The sequence below is a fragment of the Ruegeria sp. K5 genome (assembly GCF_056531805.1).
This window is the reverse complement of sequence record NZ_JBQFML010000015.1, coordinates 21,998-31,856: the sequence shown is the minus strand read 5'-3', so window position 1 is coordinate 31,856 and position 9,859 is coordinate 21,998. Positions and strand designations below refer to the sequence as shown.

General features: G+C 61.5%; 9 protein-coding genes and 1 pseudogene. 1 reads left to right on the top strand and 9 read right to left on the bottom strand.

Annotation, left to right across the window (positions count from 1 at the left end):
- The 6 genes and pseudogenes from gcvT to glyA form a co-directional block, all read right to left on the bottom strand.
- Positions 1 to 122 (bottom strand): annotated as a pseudogene (gene gcvT / locus ACR0MO_RS20655) (glycine cleavage system aminomethyltransferase GcvT); the annotation flags it as partial.
- 16 nt (positions 123 to 138) lie between these two features.
- A complete protein-coding gene (locus ACR0MO_RS20650; RefSeq protein ID WP_170456616.1) occupies positions 139 to 561 on the bottom strand; it encodes a universal stress protein in 423 nt (140 codons plus the stop codon).
- 79 nt (positions 562 to 640) lie between these two features.
- Positions 641 to 2,014, bottom strand: coding sequence for an alanine/glycine:cation symporter family protein (locus tag ACR0MO_RS20645; protein WP_170456618.1), 1,374 nt, complete (start codon positions 2,012 to 2,014; stop codon positions 641 to 643).
- Between the two features lie 26 nt (positions 2,015 to 2,040).
- Entirely contained in the window at positions 2,041 to 2,985 is a 945-nt protein-coding gene (gene lipA, locus ACR0MO_RS20640; protein WP_170738179.1) for a lipoyl synthase, read from the bottom strand.
- Positions 2,986 to 2,999: 14 nt separating this feature from the next.
- Positions 3,000 to 4,379 carry a dihydrolipoyl dehydrogenase gene (gene lpdA / locus ACR0MO_RS20635; protein WP_480893116.1) on the bottom strand — a complete coding sequence of 460 codons (1,380 nt, stop codon included), beginning with the start codon at positions 4,377 to 4,379 and terminating at the stop codon, positions 3,000 to 3,002.
- An 11-nt stretch (positions 4,380 to 4,390) separates the two neighbouring features.
- The gene (glyA, locus tag ACR0MO_RS20630; RefSeq protein WP_170456624.1) at positions 4,391 to 5,644 is read right to left on the bottom strand and encodes a serine hydroxymethyltransferase; all 1,254 of its coding nucleotides are present in this window, start codon (positions 5,642 to 5,644) and stop codon (positions 4,391 to 4,393) included.
- 147 nt (positions 5,645 to 5,791) lie between these two features.
- Between glyA and ACR0MO_RS20625 the strand changes: the two genes are divergently transcribed.
- Positions 5,792 to 6,394, top strand: coding sequence for an XRE family transcriptional regulator (locus ACR0MO_RS20625; protein ID WP_170456626.1), 603 nt, complete (start codon positions 5,792 to 5,794; stop codon positions 6,392 to 6,394).
- 9 nt (positions 6,395 to 6,403) lie between these two features.
- Here ACR0MO_RS20625 and ACR0MO_RS20620 read toward each other — a convergent pair whose 3' ends face one another.
- Genes ACR0MO_RS20620 through ACR0MO_RS20610 form a run of 3 tightly spaced genes read right to left on the bottom strand, consistent with a single transcriptional unit; the run spans position 6,404 to position 9,859 of the window.
- Entirely contained in the window at positions 6,404 to 7,174 is a 771-nt protein-coding gene (locus tag ACR0MO_RS20620) for a citryl-CoA lyase (RefSeq protein ID WP_480893114.1), read from the bottom strand.
- Positions 7,171 to 8,358, bottom strand: a complete 1,188-nt coding sequence (locus tag ACR0MO_RS20615) for a CoA transferase (protein WP_170524575.1) — start codon at positions 8,356 to 8,358, stop codon at positions 7,171 to 7,173. Before ACR0MO_RS20615 ends, ACR0MO_RS20620 begins: the two co-directional genes overlap by 4 nt.
- Positions 8,348 to 9,859 carry a tripartite tricarboxylate transporter permease gene (locus ACR0MO_RS20610; RefSeq protein WP_170524572.1) on the bottom strand — a complete coding sequence of 504 codons (1,512 nt, stop codon included), beginning with the start codon at positions 9,857 to 9,859 and terminating at the stop codon, positions 8,348 to 8,350. Before ACR0MO_RS20610 ends, ACR0MO_RS20615 begins: the two co-directional genes overlap by 11 nt.

Below are 9,859 nucleotides of genomic sequence, written 5' to 3'. Positions count from 1 at the left end.
TTATGTTCCCCCATAATCCCCATCGGATACTGAACAGGCATCTCCCAGCCCGCAAAATCAACCAGCTTACCTCCCAACTCAACGTGCAAGGCGTACAAGGGCGTGCGTTTCATGTCGGACATAATTCTCACCTTTCAATCAGCGGGACTGGTCGCGAACGACCATGACGGTGCAATGCGCGTTGCGCACCACTCGGGCCAGGTTCGGGCCAATCTCATAATTCGGGAAATCGCCCTTGGTCGATGCCATGACGATCAGGTCAAAGCCGTCCTTATGGGCCAGCTTCAGGATTTCGCGGTAGACGCTGCCTTCTTCGATATGCACCGGCACGTCCGAGGCATTGCCGTGATCCAGAATGGCCTGAACCGCGCCGCGCACGTGGTCTTTGGCACCCGCGCCATAGTTGGCAGGCAGGTTCGGCAGCTGGATGATCTCGGGGATGACGGCCACCGCATGCAGTTCGGCACCGTAGAATTTCGCCTGTTCCAACGCGACCGGCAGCGCAGTCTTCCACGAGCGGTCGTCAGTGTGATCGATTGGCAGCAGTATTTTCGTCGCCATCACGTCTCTCCTCGAGATAGGGAAATCTGTTTCAAAGGCGGGGGGCCGGGTTGGCCCCCCGTTTTTGCAAGGGCCGGGATTATTCGGCAGGCGTACCGCCGGGCTCTTCCGACTGGCCTCCGCTGGCAAAGAACTCTTTCGTCAGCTTGAAGACGATCGGGCTCAGCAGGGCCAGGGCGATCAGGTTCGGAATGGCCATCATGGCGTTCAGCGTGTCTGCCAGCAGCCAGATGAAGCCCAGATCCGCAGTTGCGCCGAAATAGATCATCACAATCCACAGGACGCGGTAGGGGATCAGCGATTTGACGCCCAGCAGGAACTCGACGCATTTTTCACCGTAGAAGGACCAGCCGAGGATGGTGGTGAAGGCGAAGATCGACAGAGCGATGGCGATCAGATACCCGCCGATACCCGGCAGCGACAGTTCAAAGGCGTGGCTGGTGAGCGCTGCACCGGACTCACCCGATGTCCAAGCACCAGACGAGATGATTGCCAGGCCGGTGATCGAGCAGACGATGATGGTGTCGATGAACGTGCCCAGCATCGCGATCAGGCCCTGATTAACCGGACCTTTGGTCTCGGCTGCGGCATGTGCGATTGGGGCCGAGCCCAGACCGGCTTCGTTCGAGAACACACCACGCGCCACACCAAAGCGGATCGCGGCCCAGACGGCGGCACCCGCGAAACCGCCTTCGGCGGCGGACGGGGTGAAGGCATAGGTAAAGACCAGCGACAGGGCGTTGCCAATGTTGCCAATGTTGATAAGCAGAACCAGCAGACCGGCGACGATGTAGGCGACCGCCATGAACGGAACCAGTTTACCGGCAACCGCACCGATGCGGGTGATGCCACCCAGGATCACGGCTGCGGTCAGAACCATCAGAACCACGCCGGTGACCGAGGTGTTCAGGCCGAAGTTCGATTCCAGAACCTGCGCCACACCGTTGGCCTGCACGCCGTTGCCGATGCCGAAGGCTGCGATTGCGCCGAACAAGGCGAACGCAACTCCCAACCAGGCCCATTTCGCGCCCAGACCGTTTTTGATGTAGTACATCGGGCCGCCGACATAGTTGCCCAGTTCGTCCTTTTCACGGTATTTCACCGCGCAGACGGCTTCGGCATATTTGGTGGCCATGCCCACCAGGGCGGTCATCCACATCCAGAACAAGGCGCCCGGACCGCCCAGGAAGACAGCAGTGGCCACACCGGCAATGTTCCCCGTGCCGATGGTTGCCGACAGCGAGGTCATCAGTGCGTTGAACGGGCTGATCTGCCCTTCGCCCTGACCCTCACGGCCTTTGAACAGCAGGCTGAAGCCCGTGCCAATGCGCAGGATCGGCATGAATTTCAGCCCCACCTGCAAGAAGAAGCCGACGCCAAGGATGAGGACCAGCATCAGCGGCCCCCACACGACGCCATTGATGGCCCCTACGATTGAATTTAACGCTTCCATGGTTTCTCCCTCCCGATAGCGTTGGTTTATGCCCCTTTGGCGAGGGCCCGCTGGCGGGCCTGCCTGAGGGCGGCAAAATCTTCGTCCGCGTGGAACGACGACCGGGTCAGCGGAGTGGCTGACACGTGCAAAAAGCCCTTGGACCGTGCGATCTGTTCCAGTTGGGCAAACTCCTCCGGTGACCAGAACCGGTCGATCGGGTGATGTTTCGGGGTCGGCTGCAGGTATTGGCCGACGGTCAGGAAATCGACCTGTGCCGCGCGCAGATCATCCATCACCTGCCGCACGTCGTTTAGGCTTTCGCCCAGACCAACCATCAGGCCGGATTTGGTGAAAATCTCGGGATTTGCGCGCTTGGCATCGTCCAGCAAACGCAGCGACGCATAGTACCGCGCACCGGGCCGAACCGTCGGATACAGATGCGGCACCGTTTCCAGATTGTGGTTGAACACATCCGGGGCAGCCGCGAACACGGTGTCAGCCGCATCGCCCTTGCCCAGAAAATCGGGTGTCAGAACCTCGACCGTGGTGCCGGGGTTCTGGTGGCGTACTGCGCGGATGGTCTGGGCGATATGCCCGGCTCCGCCATCGTCCAGATCATCGCGGTCCACCGAGGTGATGACCACATGGCGCAGGCCCAGCTTTTTGACCGCCGCCGCAACGCGCCCCGGCTCGAACGCGTCCAGCGCGTCGGGACGACCGGTGGCAACGTTGCAAAAGGAACAGCCACGGGTGCAGACCTCGCCCATGATCATCATGGTGGCGTGGCGTTTGGACCAGCATTCGCCGATATTGGGGCAGGCGGCCTCTTCACACACCGTCGCCAGATTGTGGTCACGCATCAGGCGGCGGGTTTCGTAGTACTCGGCGCTTTCGATCTTTTTCCGGCGGATCCACTTTGGCTTGCGTGGAATGGCGCTGTCGGCTTTCTTGGCCTTTTCCGGGTGGCGGGGGCGAAGCTGAATAGTCATCTGGCTGCTCCCTGTTACGCGTGAATCGCGCGGCCCATGGCATCAAGGCAGGCTTCCTTGACTGCCTCGCCCATGGCCGGATGTGCATGACAGGTGGAGGCGACCTCGGACACGGTTGCGCCTTTGGTCATGGCCAGAACCAGTTCGGCAATCAGATCGCCGCCATGGGCACCGCAGATATGCGCACCCAGGATTTTGCCGTTCGGACCCGCCAGAACCTTGACCGCGCCGTCGGTGTCTCCGGTCGAACGGGCGCGCGAGTTGGCCATGAAAGCGAACTTGCCGACCGCGAATTCGGTGCCCGCCTCTTTCAGCGCCTCTTCAGTCAGTCCAACCGAGGCGACCTCGGGGTCGGTGTAAACCACGCCCGGAACGGTGTTGTAATCCACATGGCCTGCTTCACCGGCCAGCATCTCGACACAGGCAACACCGTCTTCTTCGGCCTTATGCGCCAGCATCGGTCCGGGGATGCAATCGCCGATGGCATAGATGCCGGGAACCGATGTGCGGAAGGTGCCATCGACCTGAACAAACCCACGCGGGTCCAGCGCGACGCCCAGATCTTCCAGCCCAAGCCCGCGCGTGACGGGGCGGCGGCCAACGGCGATCAGAACCTTGTCGGCCTCGATCACTTCTTCCTTGTCCTTGCCGACCCGGTCCAAGGTCAGGGTCAGGCCCTCATCGCTTTTGTCGATGGACTTTAGGGCCCGGCCAAGCTGAAACTTCAGCCCGCGTTTCGACAAGGCGCGCTGCGCCTGTTTGGCAATTTCGCCATCGATGCCCGGCAGAACGCGGTCGAGATATTCGACCACCGTGACCTTGGCCCCAAGCCGCGCCCAGACCTGACCCAGTTCCAACCCGATGACGCCCGCACCGACCACCACCAGATGATCGGGCACCGCGTCCAAAGCGATTGCGCCGGTCGAGCTGAGAATATCCTGTTCGTCAATCTCGATCCCCGGCAGGGGGGTCGGCTCGGACCCTGTTGCGATCAGGATGTTTTTGGCCTCGTAGACCGTGTCACCGACCTTTACCTGCCCATCGGCGGGAATGCTGGCCCAGCCCTCGATCAGTTCAACGCCGTTTTTCTGGAACAGAAACGCGATGCCCTTGGTCAGATCGCCAACGATCTTGTCCTTGCGTCCCATCATCGCGCCCACGTCGATGCTGGTCCCCTCGACCGCAATGCCATGGGAGGAGAGATGTGCAATTTCGGCATATTTGGCCGAGGAGGTCAGCAACGCTTTGGAGGGGATGCACCCCACGTTCAGGCAGGTTCCGCCGAGGGCCCCGCGCCCTTCGACGCAGGCCACTTTCATGCCCAGCTGAGCCGCGCGAATGGCTGCAACATAGCCGCCCGGCCCGCCGCCGATGACAATCAGGTCGTAGATCATGTCTTGGTCTTTCAGTAGATCGGGTGGCTGGCGCAGATCGCGCGGACTTTCCGGCGGGTGGCTTGTTCAACCGCTTCGTCACCGTCGGGGGATTGTGCCAGCGCATCCAGCACGTCGCCGATCAGGTGGCCGATCTGCTTGAACTCTTCGGGGCCAAAGCCCCGGCTGCAGCCAGCTGCGGTGCCCAGTCGGATGCCGCTTGTCACGGTGGGTTTCTCGGGATCGCCCGGCACGCTGTTCTTGTTGCAAGTGAACCCAGCCCGTTCCAGCGCGGCTTCGGCGTCTTTGCCGGTCACGCCGATGGGCCGCAGATCGACTAGCATCAGGTGGTTTTCCGTCCCGCCGGAAACGATGTCACACCCGCGCGCCATCATCACATTGGCCAGGGCCGCTGCGCTGTCGATCACGCGCTGCATGTAGGTTTTGAACTCGGGCTGCAGCGCCTCTCCGAACGCGACGGCCTTGCCTGCGATGACATGCATCAGGGGGCCGCCCTGCAAACCGGGGAACACGGCCGAGTTGATCTTTTTCGCCAGCGCTTCGTCATTGGTCAGGATGATCCCGCCACGTGGACCGCGCAGGGTTTTATGGGTGGTCGAAGTCACCACATGGGCATGTCCGATGGGCGAGGGGTGCAGGCCCGTCGCAACCAAACCGGCAATATGGGCCATGTCGGCCAGCAGCCATGCGCCGACCTCATCGGCAATGGCGCGGAAACGGGCAAAATCGATCTTCTGAGAATAGGCCGATGCACCGGCGATGATCAGCTTGGGCTTTTCGGCCTTGGCCAGCGCCGCGACCTGATCGTAGTCAATCAGCCCCGCATCGGTCAGGCCGTACTGGACCGGGCGAAACCACTTGCCGGATTGCGCGGGCTTCGCACCGTGGGTCAGGTGGCCGCCTGCATCCAGCGACATGCCAAGGATCGTATCACCGGGGCTGAGCAGGGCCAGCTTGACCGCGCCATTGGCCTGCGCGCCGGAATGCGGCTGGACGTTTGCGTATTCACACCCGAACAGCTGCTTCAGCCGGTCGATGGCTTCCTGCTCGACCTCATCCACATATTCGCACCCGCCATAATAGCGGCGGCCCGGATAACCTTCGGCGTATTTGTTGGTCAGGACTGAGCCCTGCGCGTCGATCACAGCCTGGGAAACGATGTTCTCGGATGCGATCAATTCGATCTGTTCAGCCTGACGGGTGCCTTCGCGGGCAATCGATGTGGCGATAACGGGATCGGCTTCGTGCAGCGGTGTTTTGAACATTTTCTCCTCCTCGATAACCGAATCCTCGGTTCGAAACTTTGTTTCCTATAGTGGAAAAAGTTCCCCCAAGGCAACATCCTTCTCACTTTTGTGAAGTTGCGAGATGATCGGAGACTCGGTAACCTTCAATAAAATAGGGAGATTTTTATGGGCGAAGACCAACGGATTGAGGCGTCCACCCACGAGGAAGAGGGCGAAGGGGCCGCATTGGGGCGGTCAATTCGCGATGCGCGCCGCGAAAAAGGCTGGACTTTGGAAGAGGCCGGGCGCGCCGCGGGAATCGGTCGCTCGACCCTATCGAAGATCGAAAACAACCAGACCAAACCCAGTTTCGAGATCGTGCGCCGCCTGACTCAGGCACTGGACATGAACCCGCCACAACTGTTCGTGCAATCCGGTCAGTCCGGCCTCACGGGTCGTCGCGATTTCACACCCAAGGGCGCGGGCGAGATGCGCGAAACCGCAACCTACCTGCACGAGCTTTTGTGCTCGGAACTGACCAGCAAGCGCATGTTGCCCTATGTCGCCACGATCCGCGCGCGCGATATTTCTGAGTTCGACCAGTGGGTGCGCCATTCCGGGGAAGAGTTCATGTATGTCCTCAGCGGCGAGTTGATCTTTATCTCGGAACACTACCGCCCGCTGCCGATGAAGGCGGGGGATTCGCTTTATTATGACAGTGGGATGGGACACGGCTGTATTTCGACCAGCGAGGAAGATGCAAAGGTGCTTTGGGTCTCGCTGGAATAGGGCGTTTCGCTATTCGTCTTTCAGATAAGTCCACCGGTAGTGTGGCGGCGTCGGCCCCTTGTTGCGCCCGTCTTGCTGCATCTGTTCCCAAGCGTGGGCCAGAATACCGACCGAGCGGGACAGGCAGAACAGCCCACGCGCCAGCGGCGGGGCAAAGCCAAGCTCGGCATAGATCACCGCCGTTGCACCATCGATATTCATCGGAACGGGTTTGCCCTTGCAATGCGCAAGTTCGCCCTCGATCGCCTGTCCGATCCGCATGAAATCCCCGCTGCACGCGCCCTGATCGACGGCTTCAGCAACCAACTGCATCAGGCGCGGGGCGCGCGGGTCGGTTGGGGTGTGAAAACGGTGGCCGAAACCAGGCAGGATCTTTCCCTGCGTGGTGATCCAGTCATCCAATGCGCCCGGCAGATTCTGCGTGTGATCGGCGATATAGTGATAAAGCTGCACCGCCTGCTCTCCGGCCCCGCCATGCACGTCGCCCAACATGTTGACCGCGCTTGCCATCGCGTTATTCAGCGGTAACCCGCAGGTCACCGCCATCCGGGCCGCCGCGATTGAGGGCGCTTGTGGACCGTGATCCACGGCGGCCACCAGCGCGGCCTCGAACAAACGGGCCTGCGCCGGGGTGGGTCTGTCGCCGCGCAGCATGAACCAGATCATCTCAGCGAAACTCAGGGTGCCGATCAGGTCCTGGATCGGCTCGCCGCGCAACTCAATCCGGCCCGGTTCCATGTCGATGATCGCGGTTTTCCACCAGTCGGAGACGTCGCTCAAATCACGCCCTCCTGTTGCAGGGCGTCGGTCTCGGACTGGGTCAGGCCAAGCGCGGACCAGATCGCGGCATTGTCCGCCCCCAAATCCGGCGGCGCGGTTTCTGGGTGGTTGCGTGTGCCGTCCATGACAACCGGGCTGCCAGCCAGGTGCAGGATTTCGCCCTGCACGTCCAGAGGCCCGATCAGACCACGCCCTGCCAATTGCGGGTCGTCGAGCGCATCGGCGACGGTCAGAACCTGCCCAGTGGGCACCCCAAGGCCATTCAACTCCTGCACCCATTCTTTTGCTGGCCGCGTGGTCAGCGTGCGCTCTAACTCCGCGCGCAAGGCATGGCGGTTTTTCTTCCGATCCTCGCGGGTTGCGTAGTTGGGGTTTGTCAGCAGGTCTTCGCGACCCAGATGCCGGGCCAGGGCCTGCCATTGCTCATCCCGGTTGGCGGCGATGTTGATCGGGCTGTCTGCGGTGGCAAATGTACCGGACGGGGCCGAGGTTGTGTTCTCATTGCCATGCGCGGCGGGCGTCACGCCGCCGATCAGGTAATTTGACACGACCCAGCCCATTGTGGAAATCACCGCCTCGGTCATCGCGACATCCAGAAACGCGCCGCGCGGGGTGGCGTTCAGGGCGGATGTGATGGCGAAGGCCGCTGTCAGCCCGCCGACCGTATCGGCCAGCGGATACCCAACGCGATAAGGCGCTGTATCGGGCGCGCCGGTGATCGACATGATCCCACTGATGCCCTGCACGATCTGGTCATAAGCCGGATCGTCGCGGCGCGGCCCGTCCTGCCCGAAGCCGCTGATGGCGCAGTAGATCAGGCGGGGGTTTTCGGCCTTCAGGACCTCATAGCCCAGACCCAAGCGATCCATCACGCCGGGCCGAAAATTCTCGACCAAAACATCCGCCGTGCGGACAAGCCGTTTCAGCAGTGCCTTGCCGCGTTCGGATTTCATGTCCAAAGTGACGGATTTCTTCGCCGCGTTCTGGGCCAGAAAACTGATCCCCATCCCGGCCTTGTTGCGTTCGGGGTCGGCCCCCAGCACACGGGCCAGATCGCCGGAACCGGGGCGCTCGACCTTGATCACTTCGGCCCCCATCAGCGCCAGCTGATAACAGCAATAGGGGCCGGCAAGCACGTTCGTCAGATCCAGAACGCGGATGCCGGCCAGAGGGTCAGTCGCCATCAGCAACACCGGCCGCCCGCGCCTTGGCCCGGCGTGCGCGGTAGCTGGGCAGCAGTACCAGAAGGACGGCGATCACCAGCAGGCCTAGCGTCATCGGACGTTCCCAGATGAAGGCGATGCCATCATACAGCTGCATCGAGCGGGCAAAGTTATCCTCCATCATCCCGCCAAGGATGAACCCGATCAGCAGCGGGGCCAGGGGGTAGTCGGCGAATTTCAACGCGGTGGCGCAGATGCCGAAGCCGACGAGGATCAGCAACTCGGTGGCGTTGTTCTGGCCGATATAGGCGCCCATCAACGTAAAGAACAGGATGAACGGGATCAGGTAGTTGCGCGGCACAGCCAGCACTTTGGCGATGTACGGGATCAGCGGAAGGTTCAGGATCAGCAGCACCAGATTGCCGATGAACATCGACATGATGACCGCCCAGAAGATCTGTGGCTCATCCAGCATCAGGCGCGGGCCGGGGGTCACGTTCAAAGCGATCAGAGCGCCCAGCAGGATCGCCGTGGTCCCGGATCCCGGAATGCCGAGCGTCAGCAGCGGCACGAATGACCCGGTACAGGCCGCGTTGTTGGCGGATTCAGGTGCAGCGAGGCCTTTGATCGATCCTTTGCCGAACTCGTCCTGTTCTTCTTTCGGAGCAATGTTGCGCTCGACCGCATAGCCGAGGAAGCTGGCAATTGTCGCTCCGGCCCCGGGCAGGACGCCGATGAAGAAACCTTGCACCGATTGGCGACCGATCACGGGCGCGATGGCTTTGGCCTCGTCCCTGGTAATGCGCAAGTCTTTGATCTCTCCATCATCGCCTTGCAGGTCCTTGGGTTTCAGAACCAGAAACAAAGCTTCGGGCAGGGCGAACATAGCCATGGCCAGCGTGATGAACCCAAAGCCGGATTGCAGGTCCATGATCCCCATGGTGAAGCGGGGCAGGTTGAACAAAGCGCCTTCGCCGACGGTTGCCATGATCAGGCCGAGGATCGTCATGATCAGCGCCTTGGCCACCTGACCCGACCCGGCAAAGGCCGCAATGGCAGACAGGCCCACAACCATCAGGGCGAAGTATTCGGCCGAATGGAACAGCAGCGCGACCGAGGACAGGGCAGGGGCGAAGACCATCAGCAGAATGGCCCCCAATGTGCCGCCTGCGAAACTGGCGATGGCGGCGATGGTCAGCGCTTTGCCGGCCTTGCCTTGCCGCGCCATCGGGTAGCCATCGAAGCTTGAGGCCACGGTGCCTGCGACCCCCGGCGCGTTCAGCAAAATGGATGAGGTCGAGCCGCCGAAAATCGCGCCGTAGTAGACGCCCGCCAGAAGGATCAGCGCAGCAGACGGATCGCCCATCGAAATCGCGACCGGGATCATGATGGCGATGATCGACATCGGCCCAAGGCCGGGAAGCATGCCGATGAACGTGCCGATCAGACAGCCCGCGATGACCATCAGCAGGTTTTGAATTGAGAATGCCGTTTGCAGGCCGATCAGAAGTCCTTCGAGCAT

Coding starts and splice junctions, on each gene's coding strand:
- ACR0MO_RS20650 (WP_170456616.1), bottom strand. CDS start 561: ATGGCGACGAAAATACTGCTGCCAATCGATCACACTGACGACCGCTCG.
- ACR0MO_RS20645 (WP_170456618.1), bottom strand. CDS start 2,014: ATGGAAGCGTTAAATTCAATCGTAGGGGCCATCAATGGCGTCGTGTGG.
- lipA (WP_170738179.1), bottom strand. CDS start 2,985: ATGACTATTCAGCTTCGCCCCCGCCACCCGGAAAAGGCCAAGAAAGCC.
- lpdA (WP_480893116.1), bottom strand. CDS start 4,379: ATGATCTACGACCTGATTGTCATCGGCGGCGGGCCGGGCGGCTATGTT.
- glyA (WP_170456624.1), bottom strand. CDS start 5,644: ATGTTCAAAACACCGCTGCACGAAGCCGATCCCGTTATCGCCACATCG.
- ACR0MO_RS20625 (WP_170456626.1), top strand. CDS start 5,792: ATGGGCGAAGACCAACGGATTGAGGCGTCCACCCACGAGGAAGAGGGC.
- ACR0MO_RS20615 (WP_170524575.1), bottom strand. CDS start 8,358: ATGGCGACTGACCCTCTGGCCGGCATCCGCGTTCTGGATCTGACGAAC.
- ACR0MO_RS20610 (WP_170524572.1), bottom strand. CDS start 9,859: ATGCTCGAAGGACTTCTGATCGGCCTGCAAACGGCATTCTCAATTCAA.